We start from the raw sequence: 15997 nt of genomic DNA, 5'->3' as shown, positions 1-15997 counted from the left end.
TGGCATCGAAGCCGATCAGCTCTTCGGCGATCTCGCCGTTGACGGCAGCAACCGCCTCGAGCACGCCCTTGCCCAGATAGCGCGACTTGTCGCCGTCGCGGCGTTCGACCGCCTCGTAGGCGCCGGTCGAGGCGCCCGAGGGAACGGCCGCGCGGCCCAGGGTGCCGTCTTCCAGGATCACGTCCACCTCGACGGTCGGGTTGCCCCGGCTGTCAAGGATCTCGCGGGCGTGGATGTCGATGATGGTGCTCATGAAAATCTCGCTTTGCAGCTGAACGGGTTGGGCGCGTCATAGCGGCCCCGGGCGCGCAGGAAAAGGCCTCCATCAGGCGCGTGCGCGGATTTTGCGCTCGCGTATCACCGTGTAGAGGCCCGATCCGGCGATGATAGCGCAACCGGCCAGCATCGCAGCGTCGAGGGTGTCGCCGAAGACCACCACCGCGAGGATCAGCGCGAAGATGATCCGCGTATAGCGCAGCAGCGTGACGAAGGAGATGTCGCCCACCCGCATCGCCGTCACCAGCGATACATAGGCCATCCCGTTGAGCGCGACCGCCGCGCACATGTGCATCCAGTCGGTGCCCAGCATCGGCACCCAGGGGCGGTCGTCGACCAGCCCGAGCATCAACCCTGCCGGGATCTGCATGAAGAAGCCGAGCAGGCTCAACTGCAGCGAGTCGATCTGCCCGGGCACCAGCCGCGTCGCCAGGTCGCGCGAGGCGAGACCCGCCACCGCCACCAGCGCGAAGATGGCTCCGGCGTCGATCCCCTCGGCCGAGGGGCGCATCACGATCAGTACGCCCAGGAAGCCGACGCAGATGGCCGACCAGCGCCGCCAGCCGACCGGCTCGTGCAGCACCAGCGCCGCGCCCAGCGTCACCGCCAGCGGCGTGGTCTGCAGAATGGTCGAGGCCATCGAGAAGGTGGTCATCGACAGCGCGGTGATGAAGCAGACGGTGCCGACGATCTCGCCCAGGTTGCGCACCGCGATGGCACCCGAGAGCATGTTGCGGCTGAGCAAGGGCCGCCGCTTGGCCACCAGCACCGACGAGAAGACGATGCAGCCGAGCACGCCCATCAGCACCAGCAGCTGGCCGGTCGGCAGGGTCTGGGTCATCACCTTGATGAAGAGGTCGCCGCAGGCAAAGCCCAGCATCGCCAGCGTCATCAGCACCGCGCCGCGCAAGTTGTCCATTCGGGCCCGATCTCCTGCCGTTTGCGGCGCCACATGAACCCATTTCGCGGCGGCCGCAAGCGGCTGCGGATTGCAGCCGCCGAAGTGCGATGCTAGGCAACGCATATGCCATTACCCCGCAAGGCCGCCTCGCTTGTCACCACTGCCGTCTCGCTCGGGATCGGTGCGGCGGGGTATCTCCTGGCAAGCTGGCTCGGTGCCCCGGCGCCGGTGCTCGTCGGCCCCGCCGTTCTTGTCAGCCTGGCCGGTCTGGCCGGCGTGCGCACCGGCATCGATCTCAGCGTGCGCGACATCTGCTTCCTGGTGATGGGCCTGGAAATCGGCTGCAACTTCAACGCCGACGCCGGCGCGGCGATCCTGCATTTTCCCTTCGTCTTCGTGCTGCTCGGCATCGCCATGGTGGCGACGATCTGGTCGGGGCGGCACCTGCTGGTGCGCGGCTTCGGTTTCGATCCGCGCTCGGCCGTGCTGGCCTCGGCGCCCGGACACCTGAGTTTCGTGCTGAGCATGGCTGCCGAGATGGGCGGCGATGTCGCCCGGGTCGCCGTGGTCCAGAGCATCCGCCTGCTGGCGCTGACCCTGGTGGTGCCTTTCGCCGCGATGGCGATGGGCTATGAGCTGAGCAATGTCAGCGGCAACCGCGGCGCGCCGATGGACTGGCCGATGATCGCGCTGATGCTGGTCGCCGGCGGCGCGGCGGGACTGCTGTTCATGCGCCTGCGGATCACCGCGCCGATGGTGCTGGGGCCGATGGCGGTGACCGGCCTCACCCATGTCAGTGGCGCGGTCGAGGGGCATGTGCCGTCGCTGATGCTGACGCCCGCCTTCCTGGTGCTGGGCACGCTGATCGGCACCCGCTTTTCCGGCATGTCGCTGCGCGCCCTGCGCGACTCGGCGATGGCGGGCGCGGGTGTCACGCTCTTCGGTGCCGCCATCGCCACGGCGGCAAGCGCGCCGGTGGCGCTGGCGCTGGACCTGCCGGTCGCGCATGTGCTGGTGGCCTTCGCGCCCGGCGGGCTGGAGACGATGTTCGCACTTGGCGTGGTGATGGGCGTCAGCCCCGGCCTTGTCGCCGCCTGCCACATCATGCGGCTGCTGATCCTGACGCTGCTGATCCCGCTGGCGCTGCGCTGGACCACGCGTCAGGCGGCCTGAGCTCAGCCCTTCTTGCGCGGCACGCCGTAGAGTTCGAGCCGGTGCCCGCGCAGGTCGTAGCCCAGCTTGGCCGCGATCTTCTCCTGCAGGGCCTCGATCTCGGGGTCGACGAACTCGATCACCTCGCCGGTCTGGATGTCGATGAGATGGTCGTGATGATCGCGCTCGGCATCCTCATAGCGCGCGCGGCCGTCGCCGAATTCGAGCCTTTCGAGAATCCCGGCCTCTTCGAACAGCTTCACCGTGCGGTAGACGGTGGCCAGCGAGATGCCGGAATCCAGCGCGCTGGCGCGGGCATAGAGCTCTTCCACATCGGGGTGGTCGCTGCTTTCCTCGAGCACCTGGGCGATGATCCGGCGCTGGCCGGTCATCCGCAGGCCCTTGGCCTCGCACCGAGATATGATCGGATCCGCCATAGCCTGCCCCGCCTGTTTCGTCTGGACCCTTTCTCTAGCCCGATATGCAAGCGGGTTCCACCGGCTTTGTCGCGGCGGCGGTTGACTTTTCGCGGCAAAACGTCCATGTGCCGGCCAGACGTCTTCTTCTGCTGCGTGAGCAGGACAGACCAAGAGCGGCGCAACAGCCGCCCGGCCCCAGGTGGGCCCGATCGCAAGATGACGTCGGATGTTCCCAAGATCACGCGTGGGGCAGAACGCCGGACCGGTCCGCGGGCATGATGCCGCCGGGCCCGAGGTTCGGTGCATACCCACGGGCCGTCATCCTGGCGGCGCGAGCGCGGCGCATATAGATATGTGCCGCAAGAAGGACAGACTTTGAGCGACTTCGACATGATGAACCTGCCGCCGAAACTGGTGGCGAGCCTTGCCCGGATGGGCATTACCGACCCGACCCCGATCCAGTCCCAGGCGATCCCCCATGCGCTGAACGGGCGCGACGTGATGGGCCTGGCCCAGACCGGCACCGGCAAGACCGCCGCCTTCGGCGTGCCGCTGGTGGCACAGATGCTCGACCTGGTGAACCGTCCCGGCCCCAGAGGCGTGCGCGGCCTCGTGCTGGCACCGACCCGCGAACTGGCCAGCCAGATCGCCGAGCACCTCAAGGGCCTGGTCAACGGCACCCAGCTGAAGGTGACCGTGGTGGTCGGCGGCCAGTCGATCAACACCCAGATCAAGCGGCTGGAACGCGGCACCGACCTGCTGGTCGCAACCCCCGGCCGTCTGATCGACCTGCTCGACCGCGGCGCGGTCAACCTCAAGCCCTGCACCTTCCTGGTGCTGGACGAGGCCGACCAGATGCTCGACCTCGGCTTCATACACGCGCTGCGCCGCATCGCCTCGGAGATCCCGAAGGAGCGGCAAACCATGCTGTTCTCGGCCACCATGCCGAAACAGATGAACGAGCTGGCGCAGAGCTATCTCGAAAAGCCGATCCGCATCGAAGTGACCCCGCCCGGCAAGGCCGCCGACAAGGTCCGGCAGGAAGTGCACTTCATCGCCAAGACCGAGAAGACCGAGCTGCTAATCGAACTGCTCGACAAGCACCGCACCGAGCGCGCGCTGGTCTTCGGGCGCACCAAGCACGGCATGGAAAAACTGATGCGCGTGCTCGAGAAGCGCGGTTTCGCCGCCACCTCGATCCATGGCAACAAGAGCCAGGGCCAGCGCGACCGCGCCATCGCCGCCTTCAAGGCCGGTGACATCACCGTTCTGGTGGCGACCGACGTGGCGGCCCGTGGTCTCGACATCCCGGACGTCAAGTTCGTCTATAACTACGAACTGCCGAACGTGCCGGATTCCTATGTCCACCGCATCGGCCGCACCGCGCGCGCCGGCAAGGACGGGATCGCCGTGGCCTTCTGTGCGCCGGACGAGATGGACGACCTGAAGGGCATCGAGAAGACCATGGGCATGTCGATCCCGGTCGCCTCGGGCCGCGCCTGGGAAGTGGCCGCTCCGGCCAAGCCCGCCGGCGGACAGCGCCGTGGCGGGCCGAAGCCCGCGCAGGGCAAGCCGGCCGGTGCCGGCGGCCAGCGCCGCCGCCGCCGCCCCGGACGGGGCAAGGCAGCGGCCAAGGCCGCCGCCTGAACCGAATGGAACGATCATTCGACGGGGGCGCACTGCGCCCCCGTTTCGTTTCCAGGCACAGGTTCGCGGTTTGCACGGCTTGACAGGTCAATGGCGCGCCCATCCTGTAGCGCCATGACTGAAAGACGTGCAATCGACGGATTCGGGGCCACCGCCCTCATCGGCTTCTCCTTCCTGATGTCGCTGAACCAGGTCGTCATCAAGCTGACGACCGAAGGCATGGCTCCGGTTGCCCAGGCCGGCGTGCGCTCGGTTGCCGCCGTGGGCGTGCTGCTGCTCTGGATCTGGCTGCGCCGCGCCCGGCTCACCCTCGCGCCCGGCGCGATGGTCTGGGGCATCGTCTCGGGGCTGTTCTTCGCCGCCGAATTCTTCTGCATCTTCATCGCGCTCGACCTGACCACGGTCTCGCGCGCCTCGATCATTCTCTACAGCATGCCGGTCTGGCTGGCGCTGGCGGGGCATTTCCTGCTGCCGGGTGAAAGGCTCTCGGTTGTGCGGGCTGTCGGGCTGGCGCTGGCGCTGCTCGGGGTTGTTATCGCGATGGGCGACCGCTCCAACGGCACCGCCTCGCTGCTCGGCGATGTGCTCGCGCTTTGCGGTGCGCTGTTCTGGGCCGGGATCGCCCTGCTGGTGCGGGTCACGCCGCTGTCCCAGACGCCGCCCGTGACACAACTGATGTTCCAGGTCGCCATATCCGGGCCGTTGCTGCTGCTGGCCGCGCCCATGTTCGGCCCGATGATCCGCGAGTTCGAGCCGATCCACGTCGGGATGCTGGCCTTCCAGGCCATCGGCATCGCCTCGCTGGGCTTTCTCGGCTGGTTCTGGCTGCTGACGATCTACCGCGCCTCTTCGGTCGCCTCCTTCGCCTTCCTGTCGCCGGTGCTTTCGGTGCTGCTGGGCTGGGCGCTGCTGGGCGAGCATATCGGCCCGCTGATCTGGGTCGCGCTGGCGCTGGTCGCGGTCGGGATCTTCCTCATCAACCGGCGCTGAACACAACGCCGCTGAATACGAAAAGGGCCGCCCAACCGGGCGGCCCTTTCCGTGTAGCGTATCCGAAGCTTAGCGCTTGGAGAACTGGAAGCTGCGGCGCGCCTTGGCCTTGCCGTATTTCTTCCGTTCGACGACGCGGCTGTCGCGGGTCAGGAAGCCGGCGGCCTTGAGGGCGCCACGCAGTGCCGGATCGTAGAGTTGCAGCGCTTTCGAGATGCCGTGCTTGACCGCACCGGCCTGGCCCGAGAGACCGCCGCCGGCAACGGTGGCGATCACGTCGAACTGGCCCGAAACGCCGGCCACGGTGAAGGGCTGGCGCAGGATCATCTGCAGCACGGGACGGGCGAAGTATTCGCTCATCGGCTTGCCATTCACGGTCACCTTGCCCGAACCGGGGCGGATCCAGACACGGGCAACCGCATCCTTGCGCTTGCCGGTGGCATAGGAACGGCCTTGTGCGTCACGCACCGGCTCGCGCGAGGCGGCTGCGTCGACGACGGGAGCGGCGGCAACGCCGGCGACCTTGTTCAGGTCTTCGAGGGAATTGATTTGGTCAGCCATCTGGATCAGCTCCGGGTGTTTTTCTTGTTCATGGACTTGACGTCCAGAACCTCAGGGCTCTGCGCCTCGTGCGGATGCTCGGTGCCGGCGTAGACCCGCAGGTGGGTCATCTGCTGGCGCGACAGCTTGTTGCCCTGCAGCATGCGCTTGACGGCCTGCATCACGACCCGCTCGGGGTGTGCGCCTTCAAGGATCTGCTGCTTGGTGCGCGACTTGATCCCGCCGGGGTGTCCGGTGTGCCAGTAGAATTTCTCTTCGCGCTTCTTGCCGGTTATCTGCACCTTTTCGGCGTTGATGACGATCACGTTGTCGCCCATGTCCATGTGCGGGGTGAAGGTCGGCTTGTGCTTGCCGCGAAGGCGGTTGGCGACGATCGTTGCGAGGCGGCCCAGGACGACGCCCTCGGCGTCGATCAGGATCCACTTCTTCTCGATGTCTGCCGGGGTCGCAGTAAAGGTTTTCATGAGGGAGCTTCCCGTTTGACGTGAAAGGCAGATGCCGTCCGGCACCTGCCCGAATTCGATTGGGGGTATCTACAAAGGCGCAAAGAGCGCGTCAAGCGGCTTGCGCTCGGAAATTACCAGCAAAAACAGATGGTTGCAAAATAGGTATCAGAATACCCCATAAATTCAGACGCTGATCTGCTCCGGCGGGTTGTCCAGCAGCGCGCGCAGCCGCAGCATGGCGTTCTCGAAGGAGGCCGGAGAGACCTGGCAATTGACCGCGATGCGCACCGCATGCGGTGCCCGCCCGGTCCGCAGCGCGAATTCGTCGGCCGAGCGGATCTGTACCCCCGCCGCCTCGGCGGCGCGGCAGAAGCCGGCGGCGCGCCAGCCCGGCGGCAGCCGCAGCCAGAGGAAAGGCACCTCGGGATCCCAGGACAGGTCGAACCGGCCAAGCGCGTTGACGGCAAGGCGCACGTATTCGCCGATCCGAACACGGGCCCGGGCGCAGAGGTCGCGCGTCTTCGGGTCGGAGAGCAGGATTCGGGTCACTTCAGCCAGCGGCTCGGAAATGCCGAAATAGCCGTATTCCGCCGCCCGGCGCAGATCCACCGCCCGATCGCGCGGGGCCAGCGCATAGCCGACCCGCAGCGCCGGGGTCAGCGTCTTGGAGAGCGTCGAGACGTGCCAGCCCCGCTCGGGCGCCAGCGCGCGGTAGGACGGCGCCTTGGAGTTGCCGATGCGGTAGCAGTCGTCCTCGATGATCTGCAGGTCGTATTTCTCGGCCACCGCCGCCAGCGCCTGCCGCCGCTCCAACGGGCAGAAGGCCGCCGTGGGGTTCTGCACCTCGGGCGTCGTGCAGAAGACCTGCGCGCCGGTGCGGCGCGCGGCCTCTTCCAGCGCCTCGGGGATCACGCCCTGGGCATCCATCGCCACGCCGACCACATCGGCGCGCAGCAGCTCGGCTGCGCGGCGGAAGCCGGCATAGGAGAGATCCTCGACCAGGATGGTCGGGCTCGGGCCGCGCAATATCGCCTGGAGCGCCACGCAGATGCCGTTCTGGCCGCCATTGGTCAGCACGATATCCTCCTGGTCGACCGGGCCCAGCGGCACGTCCGAGAGCCAGCCGACCACCGCCTCGCGGACCGCGCGATAGCTGTCGCGGGTCGGGTAGTTCAGCAGCCGCATCGGGTCCGTCGCGCCGACCTGCGCCAGCGCCGCGCGGATCGCGCCCACCTGCCCCACGTCGGGAATGCGGGGGCTGAACAGGCTGACGGCGTAGACATCGGGCGGTGTATCGCTCTGCGACCAGACATCCTCGGCCGGGGCGGCGGCCGAGACCTCCACGCGCCGCGCCCTGGGCGCAACGAAGGTGCCGCGACCGACACCGGCGGTCAGCACGCCTTCGTCCGTGAGTACAGTATAGGCCCGCGCCACTGTGCCGGGCGTCACGCCCAGTTGGAACGCCAGTTCGCGCACCGGCGGCAGCCGCGTGCCCTCGCCCAGCTCGCCCCCGCCCGCCGCCTGCCGGATCGCATCGGCAAGGACCCGGTATTTCGGGCCGGTGGCGGATTCAAGCTCAGGCCAAATTGTACCCAATACAATTCTCCCTTGGACAAGTTGTTCTGTCGATTGTATTGCGATGTTACGGAACAATCAAAATTGTGTCAATACAATCAGAAAGGATATCCCATGACACGCCTCCTCACCCAGCCAAGCCTCGCCCTGCTGGCCGCCAGCCCCCGTCTGCCGGTCATTGCCATGGTTGCCCTGCGCTTTGCCGGTGCGGTGACGCAATGGGACCAGCGAAGCCGAACCCGCCGCGCGCTGTCGAGCCTTGACGATCACATGTTGCGCGATATCGGCGTGACCCACGCCCAGGCCAGAAAAGAGGCCAAACGCCCCTTCTGGCAGCCCTGAATCCCCGTCTGGCAACAGACCCTTCCTGGCCGGGCCCTGCCCGGCCATTTTTTTGCCCTAGCGGTCGGGCGGAATGGCGTAAGTCAGGCTCGCCCGCGCCACTGCCGCCTCGGACCCTTCCGAGTGCAGCAGCACGTCGACCACCGCCAGTTGCCGGCCCAGCTTGAGGATCCGCCCCTCGGCGATCAGGTCGACGCCCGAGACCGGCTTGCGCATGAAGTCGATCGAGCAGTTCGTCGTCACCGCCAGCGCCTTGCGCCCGATCCGGCCCAGCACGATCACATAGGCCGCCACATCCGCAAGCGAGAACATCGCCGGCCCAGAGACGGTGCCGCCGGGCCGCAGGTGTCGGTCATGCGCAAGCAGGCGCATGGTGACATGCGTCTCGGACAATGCGTCGATCCGGAAATCGCCCCGCACCTGCGGAAAGACTTCGTCGAGAAATTCCGCAACCTCGTCGCGGGTCAGTGCCAATGCCATTAATCCTGTTCCTCATCCCCTTTGGGCCGACTAGGGCCGACCGGCGGAACGGATGCAAGAGGTCATTGCCGCGAAACAGCTTCCGTGACGCAACGCCCTGCCCTAGTCTGGCGACAACGGAGGACCCATGACCATTCTCGAACGCACCGATACCAACGCCGTCGCCCACCTGCGGCTCAATTCACCGGAACGGCTGAACGCGCTCTCCGACGAGATGATCGCCGCCTTGCAGGCCGAATTCGACACGCTGAAGCAGCAGGGCCACATCCGCGCCGTGATCCTCTCGGGCGCAGGCAAGGCCTTCTGCGCCGGCCACGACCTCAAGCAGATGACGCAGGGCCGGCAAGCCGAGGACGGCGGCAAGGCCTATTTCGCCGATCTCTTCGCCCGCTGCGCCCGGATGATGACCTCGATCCGCGACCTGCCGCAGCCGGTGATCGCGCAGGTGCACGGCATCGCCACCGCCGCCGGCTGCCAGCTGGTCGCCTCCTGCGACATGGCGGTGGCCGAGGCGGGCACGAAATTCGGCGTGAACGGCGTGAACATCGGGCTGTTCTGCTCGACCCCGATGGTCGCCCTCTCGCGCAACATCCCGCGCAAGAAGGCCTTCGAGATGCTTTCGACCGGGCGCTTTATCCCTGCCGAAGAGGCTGAGCGGCTGGGCCTGATTAACCGCATCGCCGCCCCCGGCACGCTGGAGACGGAAACCGCCGAACTGGCGCAGGCGGTGGCGGCCAAGCTGGGCGCGGCGGTGAAGATCGGCAAGCAGGCCTTCTATGCGCAGGCCGAGATGGGCCTGGATGACGCCTATGCCTATACTGGCGAGGTGATGGTCGAGAACATGCTCTACCGCGATACCGAGGAAGGCATTGCCGCCTTTCTGGAGAAACGCTCGCCGGACTGGCAACAATAGGTTGTTTCCAATTCTGTCTGCGGTTGTTTCCAAAACCCGTATTTCAATCTTGGCAACACTGTGGCACTTCTCCGGTACAGTTGATCTCTCGATGACTTAAGGGTCGCCGCAGGTGGAAGGTCCCTCCAGGCCGGTCTCTCTCCGGTTCGACATTCCCGCCACGGCGACCCCTAATTCTTCCCTCTATCTCACGCCATTGCGCTTTTCACCGGCCTGTCCTACATCGCGCGCATGAGCGATATCCTTCACATCGTCGGCGGCGGCATGGCCGGTTCCGAGGCCGCCTGGCAGGCGGCGCAAGCGGGTGTGCGCGTGGTGATCCACGAGATGCGCCCCCAGGTCGGCACCTTTGCCCACAAGACCGGCAACCTGGCCGAGATGGTCTGTTCCAACTCGTTCCGCTCGGACGACAGCGAGCAGAATGCCGTTGGCCTGCTGCATTGGGAAATGCGCGCGGCGGGCGGGCTCATCATGGCCAGCGCCGATGCGCACCGGCTGCCTGCCGGTGGCGCGCTGGCGGTCGACCGTGACCCCTTCGCCGAAACCGTCACCGCCCGGTTGATGGCGCATCCGCTGATCTCGGTTTCGTACGAGGAAGTGACTGCCCTGCCCGATGATGGCCACTGGATCATCGCCACCGGCCCGCTTACCTCGCCCGGCCTTGGCGCCGCGATCCAGGCCGAGACCGGGGCCGAGGCGCTGGCCTTCTTCGACGCCATCGCGCCCATCGTCCATTTCGAGAGCATCGACATGGACACCGCCTGGCTGCAGTCGCGCTATGACAAGGGCGAGACCGAGGAAGAACGCACCGCCTATATCAACTGCCCGATGGACAAGGCGCAGTACAATGCCTTCATCGACGCGCTGCTGGCGGCGGACAAGACCGAGTTCCACGAGGGCGAGACCGCCGGTTACTTCGACGGCTGCCTGCCGATAGAGGTGATGGCCGAACGCGGCCGCGAGACGCTGCGCCACGGGCCGATGAAGCCCGTGGGGCTGACCGATGCGCACCGTCCGACCGACAAGCCCTATGCCGTGGTGCAGCTGCGCCGCGACAATGCGCTCGGCACGCTCTACAATATCGTCGGCTTCCAGACCAAGATGAAGTACGGCGCGCAAACCGCTGTTTTCAAGATGATACCCGGCCTGGAAAACGCCGCCTTCGCGCGCCTTGGCGGGATCCATCGCAACACCTTCCTGAACTCGCCGACGCTGCTCGACAGCCAGATGCGGCTGAAGTCGCGCCCGCATATCCGCTTTGCCGGGCAGGTCACCGGTGTCGAGGGCTATGTCGAAAGCGCCGCCATGGGCCTGCTCGCCGGCCGCATGGCCGCCGCCGAGATCCTGGGCCGCCCGATCGAGGCGCCGCCCTTCACCACGGCCATGGGCGCGCTGGTGAACCACATCACCGGAGGCGCCGAGGCCAAGACCTTCCAGCCTATGAACGTGAACTTCGGCCTGTTCCCGCCGCTGGAAGACGCGCGCGGAGGCCGTCGCGGCCGCAAGGAGCGCTACAAGGGCTATACAGACCGCGCCAAGGAAGACTGGCAGGCCTGGCTCGCGGCCAGCACCTGACCCGGCGGACGGTGCCCCTCCGGGATTGCCGATTGCGCATTCTGCCCGGCATGTTAGCTAGGGGCCGCATCAGGGAGAGGGACACCGCAGACCGCCATGACAACCGCACGCGTCTTCGTCATCGGCCATCCGATTGGCCATTCCCGCTCGCCCATGATGCACGGCTACTGGATCGCCCGGCATGGCCTGGATGCGACCTACGAGAAGCGCGACGTCGCGCCCGAGGACCTCGGCGCCTTTGTCCGCCAGTTCCGCGCCGAGGGCTGGACCGGCTGCAACCTCACCATCCCGCACAAACGCGAGGTGATGGCCCATGTCGACAGCATCGACCCGGCGGCCGAGGCGATGGGCGCGGTGAACTGCCTCTGGTGGGAGGAGAACCGCCTGATCGGCGGCAATACCGATGCCTACGGCCTTATCGCCCATCTCGACAACAGCCGCCCCGGCTGGGACCGGGGCGCGTCGCGCGCCGTGGTGCTGGGCGCCGGTGGCGCGGCGCGAGCGGCGACCTGGGGCCTGCGCCAGCGCGGGCTTGAGGTCGACCTCTGCAACCGCACCGCCAGCAAGGCCGAGACGCTGGCCGACGAGCTTGGCACCGGCGTCGCCGGCCATGGCACCGACCAACTGGCCGAGCTGCTTGCGGGGGCCGATGTGCTGGTCAACACCACCAGCCTCGGCATGATCGGCCAGCCGCCGCTCGACCTCGACCTCGGGCCGATGCCCGCACATGGCGTGGTCTACGACGTGGTCTATGCGCCGCTGGAAACCGACCTTCTGAAACGCGCCGCCGCGCGGGGCCTTGGCACAGTGGACGGGCTGGGGATGCTGCTGCACCAGGGCGCGAAAGGGTTCGAACGCTGGTTCGGCGTGATGCCCGAGGTGACGCCCGAGCTGCGCCGGATGCTCGAGGACGACATCCGCGCGGACCTCGCCAAGCATTGAACGGGCTGGCGCAGCGCCGACCCTTGGCCTAGCCTGCGCCCATGGGCAAGGGATTCCTCGACAAGGTCTATTCCGCGCGCGATGCCGAGGGCACGCGCAGGCTCTATGACGCCTGGGCCGAGACCTACGAGGCCGAGATTTCCGAGAACGGCTATGCCACCCCCGGCCGCTGCGCCGCCGCGCTGGCCGCGCATATGACAGAGCTTTCCGCACCGGTGCTCGATTTCGGCTGCGGCACCGGCCTTTCGGGGCTGGCGCTGAAACTGGCGGGGCTAACCACGATCGATGGCGTCGACCTCTCCGCCGACATGCTGAAACGGGCCGAGGCCAAGGGCATCTACCGCGCCCTCCGCCAGGTCGAGGCAGGCGCACCGCTGGGCCACGCGCCCGGCACCTATGCCGCAATTGCCGCCATCGGCGTGATCGGTGCGGGCGCGGCGCCAGTTTCGGTCTTCGACCTGCTGATGGAGGGCCTTGCCCCGGGTGGGCTAGTGGTGCTTTCCTTCAACGACCACGCGCTGGAAGACCCGGCAAACGAGGGCAAGCTGGACGACTGGACGGGATCCGGCCGCGCCATTCTCCGGGCGCGCGAATATGGGCCGCACCTGCCCGGCATCGGCCTTAACTCCAACGTCTACGTGCTTGAAAAGACGTGAACTTCATCACCCGCTTCGCGCCTTCCCCGACCGGCCCTCTGCACCTGGGTCACGCCTATTCGGCGCTGCTGGCCTTTGACATGGCGCGCGCCGCAGGTGGCACCTTCCTGCTGCGGATCGAGGATATCGACCAGAGCCGCGCCCGCCCGCAATGGGAGGCGCAGATCTATGATGACCTGCGCTGGCTCGGACTCGACTGGCCCGCGCCGGTGATGCGCCAGTCGGACCGGCTGACGGTCTACCGGGCGACGCTGGAACGCCTCTGGCAGATGGGCGTGCTCTATCCCTGCACCTGCTCGCGCCGGGACATCGAGGCCGCCGCATCGGCCCCGCAGGAAGGCGGCGCGCCGCTGGTCGGGCCTGACGGGATCGTCTACCCGGGCACCTGCCGCCCGTCCGCGCCGCCCAGCCGCGCAATGCCAGAGGATACGCCGCTGCGCCTCGACATGGCCCGCGCGCTGGACATGGTGGCGCCGCCCTCCTTCCGCGAAACCGGCGCGGGGCCCGAGGGCGAGAGCGGCACCATCATCGCCGACCCTGCCGCGATGATCGCCGGCATCGGCGACGTGGTGCTGGCCCGGCGCGGCATGGGCACCTCCTACCATCTCTCGGTGGTGGTCGATGACGCGGCGCAGGGCGTGACCTGCGTGGTGCGCGGGCGCGACCTTTTCGAGGCGACGGTGATCCATGTGCTGCTGCAGGGCCTGCTGGGCCTGCCGGTGCCCGAGTATCACCATCACCGCCTGATCCGCGACGAGTCCGGCAAGCGCCTTGCCAAGCGCGACGACGCCCGCGCCATCGCGCTGTTCCGCGCCGAAGGGGCCAGCCCGGATGATATCCGCCGTATGGTCGGGCTTTGATCCGGAGTTGCGCCAGGAACCCGGCGCAACTACAGGCAATCATTCAGGAAATCTTCAGCGCCTCAGCCTACCCTCGAGGGTTGTAGGGAGGGGCGAAACTGGGTTCACTCGACCGTTTCCACGGGCAGCCCCGCCGCCTTCCAGGCGGTGAATCCGCCCTCGATATGGGCCACCGGGTTCAACCCCATCTCCTGCGCCACCTTGGTGGCGAGGGCCGAGCGCCAGGCACTGGCGCAGTAGAAGACAAAGGTCTTGTCCTGGGCGAAGACCGGCTTGTGGTAGGGGCTGGCCGGGTCGATCCAGAACTCCAGCATCCCGCGCGGGCAGGAGAAGGCGCCGGGGATCTTGCCCTCGCGCTTCAGCTCGCGCGGGTCGCGCAGATCGACGATCACGTGGTCTTCGCGCCCCGCCAACTCGCCCGCCTCGGCCACCGGGATGGTGCGGATCCCGGCATTGGCCTCGGCCACCATCTGCTTGACGCCCTTGGTTATAGTCTGCGGCATACTCATTTCCTTTCAGCGCCTTGCGGAAAATATTTAAAGTTCTTCCACCTGCGGCACGCCACAGGCCGCCTCGATGGCGGCCCCGGCGGCCAGCAGCACGTCCTCGCGGAACCGCTCGGCGACCAGCTGCACACCCACCGGCGCGCCCGAGGTCATGCCGGTGGCCACCGCCAGCGCCGGCACGCCCAGAACCGGCAGGGCGCGCTGGGTCAGTTGCGCCTCCATGATCGCGTCGAAGGCCGCCTCGGAGGAGACGTCCTGCTGCTGCGCGAAGGGCAGTTCACCCGAGACCGGGCAGATCAGCACCGGGTAGCGGGCCAGGAACGCGCTCCATTCCCGCATCATGCCGACCCTCTGCTGCAGGGCGGTCATCAGGGCGGGCATGTCCATCTCGGGAGAATCCGCGGTCATGCGGGCAAAGACGAAATTGGCGTCGGGGTCGTTCTCGCGGGCAATCGCCTGCGCCACGGCACGCGACTCGGCCATCCAGAGCTGTGCGTTGATCGCAGCCGCGGGGCGCAATGGCGGGCAGTCGACCTCCTCGACCTGCCAGCCCGCCTCGGTCAGCGCCGCCGCGGCCTGCCGCAGGGCTGCCTCGACCTCGGGGGCCACCGACAGACCGTCAGGGCGGACACAAAGCGCGGCGCGCTTGGGGAACTCGCCCAGGCGCAGCGGCACCGGCACCCACCAGGGATCGCGGTAATCGCCCGCCGCCATCGCCTCGAAGGAGAGCGCGATATCCGAAATCGAGCGCCCCAGCGGCCCCGAGACTGCCATGAGCTGCGCTCCGATGTAGCGGTCGGGCAGCGAGGAGTTCCACGCCGGGATCCGCCCCAGCGTCGGGCGCAGCCCATGCAGCCCGCAGGCATAGGCCGGATAGCGCACCGAGCCGGCGATATCTGTGCCGTGGCCGATGGCGCAGAAACCCGCCGCCACCGCCGAGCCAGCCCCTCCCGACGAGCCGCCCGGTGTCAGCGCCGTGTTGCGCGGGTTCAGCGTCATGCCGTGCAGGCTGTTGTTGGTGAACCAGCGCATCGAGAAGGCGGGGGTATTGGTGCGCCCGACGATCACCGCACCGGCCTTGCGCAGGTTGGCCACCACAGGGGTGTCGGCGCTGGCGACATGGTCCTTCTGCAGTACCAGCCCGTTGGTCGTGGCATGGCCGGCCTGGTCGACGTTGACCTTGATGGTCACGGGCACGCCCGCCAGCGGCCCCACGTCCTCGCCCTTTGCAATCCGCGCATCGAGCGCGCGGGCGGATTTCATCGCCTCTTCGGGGAATTCCTGCACCACGGCGTTCAGTTGCGGGTTGGCGGCGGCGATCCGGTCGAGATGGGCGCGCGTCACCTCTTCGGCCGAGAGTATCCGCGACCGCACCGCCGATGCGATCTCGCCCGCCTGCATCTTCCAGATCTCGCCCATGCGCTTCCCCTTGTCTCGCTGCGCGCAGGGGACAGCAAAACGCCTGTGGTTTCAACGGTGAATTAAGCTCAGCCGCCGCCGAGTTCGGCCAGCAGCCGGTCTCGTTCGAGCGTCAGGCGCACCCGGTAACGGCGCAGCGCCTTGCAGGCGAACTTGTTGTGACGTGCCGCGTTCGACTTCAAGTCGCGCCGCGCATCGGCCTCGAGATCGGCGACACAGGTGTCGACCTCCTCGATCTCCTTGATAACCTCGGCCAGTTCGGTTGCCGGATCAGCCATGCGCTGCCATCCTTCTTCCCCGCGCCGGTGCGCCATAGCCGTGCCCCGGCCCCGCCGCC

Annotated in this window: 18 protein-coding genes and 1 pseudogene; 9 read left to right on the top strand and 10 right to left on the bottom strand. The window is 67.5% G+C overall.

Annotation, left to right across the window (positions count from 1 at the left end):
* A pseudogene (gene eno, locus IE266_RS15120) lies at window positions 1-253 on the bottom strand (phosphopyruvate hydratase); the annotation flags it as partial.
* Between the two features lie 72 nt (window positions 254-325).
* Window positions 326-1195 carry a DMT family transporter gene (locus IE266_RS15115; protein ID WP_189680928.1) on the bottom strand — a complete coding sequence of 290 codons (870 nt, stop codon included), beginning with the start codon at window positions 1193-1195 and terminating at the stop codon, window positions 326-328.
* A gap of 105 nt (window positions 1196-1300) precedes the next feature.
* On the opposite strand from IE266_RS15115, the gene IE266_RS15110 reads away from it, so the two are divergent.
* Entirely contained in the window at window positions 1301-2350 is a 1050-nt protein-coding gene (locus IE266_RS15110; protein WP_189680927.1) for an AbrB family transcriptional regulator, read from the top strand.
* A 2-nt stretch (window positions 2351-2352) separates the two neighbouring features.
* On the opposite strand, the gene IE266_RS15105 is transcribed toward IE266_RS15110, so the two are convergent.
* Window positions 2353-2766, bottom strand: a complete 414-nt coding sequence (locus IE266_RS15105) for a Fur family transcriptional regulator (RefSeq protein WP_189680926.1) — start codon at window positions 2764-2766, stop codon at window positions 2353-2355.
* 357 nt (window positions 2767-3123) lie between these two features.
* Between IE266_RS15105 and IE266_RS15100 the strand changes: the two genes are divergently transcribed.
* Together IE266_RS15100 and IE266_RS15095 are read left to right on the top strand one after the other, a co-directional pair.
* Window positions 3124-4395 carry a DEAD/DEAH box helicase gene (locus IE266_RS15100; RefSeq protein WP_189680925.1) on the top strand — a complete coding sequence of 424 codons (1272 nt, stop codon included), beginning with the start codon at window positions 3124-3126 and terminating at the stop codon, window positions 4393-4395.
* Between the two features lie 114 nt (window positions 4396-4509).
* Window positions 4510-5385: a DMT family transporter gene (locus IE266_RS15095; protein WP_189680924.1), complete on the top strand. Its 876-nt coding sequence runs from the start codon at window positions 4510-4512 to the stop codon at window positions 5383-5385.
* A 69-nt stretch (window positions 5386-5454) separates the two neighbouring features.
* Here the strand turns inward: IE266_RS15095 and rpsI are convergent, their stop codons facing one another.
* From rpsI to IE266_RS15080, 3 genes are all read right to left on the bottom strand, one after another.
* Entirely contained in the window at window positions 5455-5946 is a 492-nt protein-coding gene (gene rpsI / locus IE266_RS15090) for a 30S ribosomal protein S9 (protein WP_189680923.1), read from the bottom strand.
* A 5-nt stretch (window positions 5947-5951) separates the two neighbouring features.
* Window positions 5952-6410, bottom strand: a complete 459-nt coding sequence (gene rplM / locus IE266_RS15085) for a 50S ribosomal protein L13 (RefSeq protein WP_189680922.1) — start codon at window positions 6408-6410, stop codon at window positions 5952-5954.
* A gap of 165 nt (window positions 6411-6575) precedes the next feature.
* Window positions 6576-7988 (bottom strand): aminotransferase-like domain-containing protein, encoded by a 1413-nt coding sequence (locus IE266_RS15080; RefSeq protein WP_189680921.1) that lies wholly within the window; start codon window positions 7986-7988, stop codon window positions 6576-6578.
* A gap of 93 nt (window positions 7989-8081) precedes the next feature.
* Here IE266_RS15080 and IE266_RS15075 point away from each other — a divergent pair, with 93 nt between their 5' ends.
* Window positions 8082-8309, top strand: a complete 228-nt coding sequence (locus tag IE266_RS15075; protein ID WP_189680920.1) for a DUF1127 domain-containing protein — start codon at window positions 8082-8084, stop codon at window positions 8307-8309.
* A 57-nt stretch (window positions 8310-8366) separates the two neighbouring features.
* Here the strand turns inward: IE266_RS15075 and IE266_RS15070 are convergent, their stop codons facing one another.
* Window positions 8367-8789, bottom strand: a complete 423-nt coding sequence (locus tag IE266_RS15070) for a PaaI family thioesterase (protein WP_189680919.1) — start codon at window positions 8787-8789, stop codon at window positions 8367-8369.
* A 127-nt stretch (window positions 8790-8916) separates the two neighbouring features.
* Here IE266_RS15070 and IE266_RS15065 point away from each other — a divergent pair, with 127 nt between their 5' ends.
* The 5 genes from IE266_RS15065 to gluQRS all read left to right on the top strand — a co-directional run bounded on the left by IE266_RS15065 (window position 8917) and on the right by gluQRS (window position 13735).
* A complete protein-coding gene (locus tag IE266_RS15065; RefSeq protein ID WP_189680918.1) occupies window positions 8917-9702 on the top strand; it encodes an enoyl-CoA hydratase in 786 nt (261 codons plus the stop codon).
* Window positions 9703-9933: 231 nt separating this feature from the next.
* A complete protein-coding gene (trmFO, locus tag IE266_RS15060; protein WP_189680917.1) occupies window positions 9934-11277 on the top strand; it encodes a methylenetetrahydrofolate--tRNA-(uracil(54)-C(5))-methyltransferase (FADH(2)-oxidizing) TrmFO in 1344 nt (447 codons plus the stop codon).
* 96 nt (window positions 11278-11373) lie between these two features.
* Window positions 11374-12219 carry a shikimate dehydrogenase gene (locus IE266_RS15055; protein ID WP_189680916.1) on the top strand — a complete coding sequence of 282 codons (846 nt, stop codon included), beginning with the start codon at window positions 11374-11376 and terminating at the stop codon, window positions 12217-12219.
* 41 nt (window positions 12220-12260) lie between these two features.
* Complete coding sequence (locus IE266_RS15050) at window positions 12261-12875, top strand: class I SAM-dependent DNA methyltransferase (RefSeq protein WP_189680915.1); 615 nt, start codon at window positions 12261-12263, stop codon at window positions 12873-12875.
* Window positions 12872-13735 carry a tRNA glutamyl-Q(34) synthetase GluQRS gene (gene gluQRS, locus IE266_RS15045; protein ID WP_189680914.1) on the top strand — a complete coding sequence of 288 codons (864 nt, stop codon included), beginning with the start codon at window positions 12872-12874 and terminating at the stop codon, window positions 13733-13735. The genes IE266_RS15050 and gluQRS overlap by 4 nt, the downstream gene beginning before the upstream one ends.
* A gap of 104 nt (window positions 13736-13839) precedes the next feature.
* Here gluQRS and IE266_RS15040 read toward each other — a convergent pair whose 3' ends face one another.
* The 3 genes from IE266_RS15040 to IE266_RS15030 all read right to left on the bottom strand — a co-directional run bounded on the left by IE266_RS15040 (window position 13840) and on the right by IE266_RS15030 (window position 15938).
* Window positions 13840-14238 carry a rhodanese-like domain-containing protein gene (locus IE266_RS15040; RefSeq protein WP_189680913.1) on the bottom strand — a complete coding sequence of 133 codons (399 nt, stop codon included), beginning with the start codon at window positions 14236-14238 and terminating at the stop codon, window positions 13840-13842.
* A 33-nt stretch (window positions 14239-14271) separates the two neighbouring features.
* Entirely contained in the window at window positions 14272-15660 is a 1389-nt protein-coding gene (locus IE266_RS15035) for an amidase family protein (RefSeq protein WP_189680912.1), read from the bottom strand.
* A 68-nt stretch (window positions 15661-15728) separates the two neighbouring features.
* Entirely contained in the window at window positions 15729-15938 is a 210-nt protein-coding gene (locus IE266_RS15030; RefSeq protein ID WP_189680911.1) for a hypothetical protein, read from the bottom strand.
* Between the last annotated feature and the right edge of the window lie 59 nt (window positions 15939-15997).

Origin of the sequence: Seohaeicola zhoushanensis (assembly GCF_014656415.1) — a bacterium.
Taxonomy (GTDB): domain Bacteria; phylum Pseudomonadota; class Alphaproteobacteria; order Rhodobacterales; family Rhodobacteraceae; genus Seohaeicola_A; species Seohaeicola_A zhoushanensis.
The sequence above is the reverse complement of the archived record's forward strand: the minus strand, read 5'-3'. Positions and strand labels throughout refer to the sequence as shown.

Bases quoted from the DNA above. Each gene is read 5' to 3' on its own strand.
- IE266_RS15040 (WP_189680913.1), bottom strand. From the start codon at position 14,238: ATGCCGCAGACTATAACCAAGGGCGTCAAGCAGATGGTGGCCGAGGCC.
- IE266_RS15105 (WP_189680926.1), bottom strand. From the start codon at position 2,766: ATGGCGGATCCGATCATATCTCGGTGCGAGGCCAAGGGCCTGCGGATG.
- IE266_RS15035 (WP_189680912.1), bottom strand. From the start codon at position 15,660: ATGGGCGAGATCTGGAAGATGCAGGCGGGCGAGATCGCATCGGCGGTG.
- IE266_RS15095 (WP_189680924.1), top strand. From the start codon at position 4,510: ATGACTGAAAGACGTGCAATCGACGGATTCGGGGCCACCGCCCTCATC.
- rpsI (WP_189680923.1), bottom strand. From the start codon at position 5,946: ATGGCTGACCAAATCAATTCCCTCGAAGACCTGAACAAGGTCGCCGGC.
- rplM (WP_189680922.1), bottom strand. From the start codon at position 6,410: ATGAAAACCTTTACTGCGACCCCGGCAGACATCGAGAAGAAGTGGATC.
- IE266_RS15030 (WP_189680911.1), bottom strand. From the start codon at position 15,938: ATGGCTGATCCGGCAACCGAACTGGCCGAGGTTATCAAGGAGATCGAG.
- IE266_RS15050 (WP_189680915.1), top strand. From the start codon at position 12,261: ATGGGCAAGGGATTCCTCGACAAGGTCTATTCCGCGCGCGATGCCGAG.
- IE266_RS15065 (WP_189680918.1), top strand. From the start codon at position 8,917: ATGACCATTCTCGAACGCACCGATACCAACGCCGTCGCCCACCTGCGG.
- IE266_RS15070 (WP_189680919.1), bottom strand. From the start codon at position 8,789: ATGGCATTGGCACTGACCCGCGACGAGGTTGCGGAATTTCTCGACGAA.
- IE266_RS15075 (WP_189680920.1), top strand. From the start codon at position 8,082: ATGACACGCCTCCTCACCCAGCCAAGCCTCGCCCTGCTGGCCGCCAGC.
- IE266_RS15055 (WP_189680916.1), top strand. From the start codon at position 11,374: ATGACAACCGCACGCGTCTTCGTCATCGGCCATCCGATTGGCCATTCC.
- IE266_RS15115 (WP_189680928.1), bottom strand. From the start codon at position 1,195: ATGGACAACTTGCGCGGCGCGGTGCTGATGACGCTGGCGATGCTGGGC.
- trmFO (WP_189680917.1), top strand. From the start codon at position 9,934: ATGAGCGATATCCTTCACATCGTCGGCGGCGGCATGGCCGGTTCCGAG.
- IE266_RS15110 (WP_189680927.1), top strand. From the start codon at position 1,301: ATGCCATTACCCCGCAAGGCCGCCTCGCTTGTCACCACTGCCGTCTCG.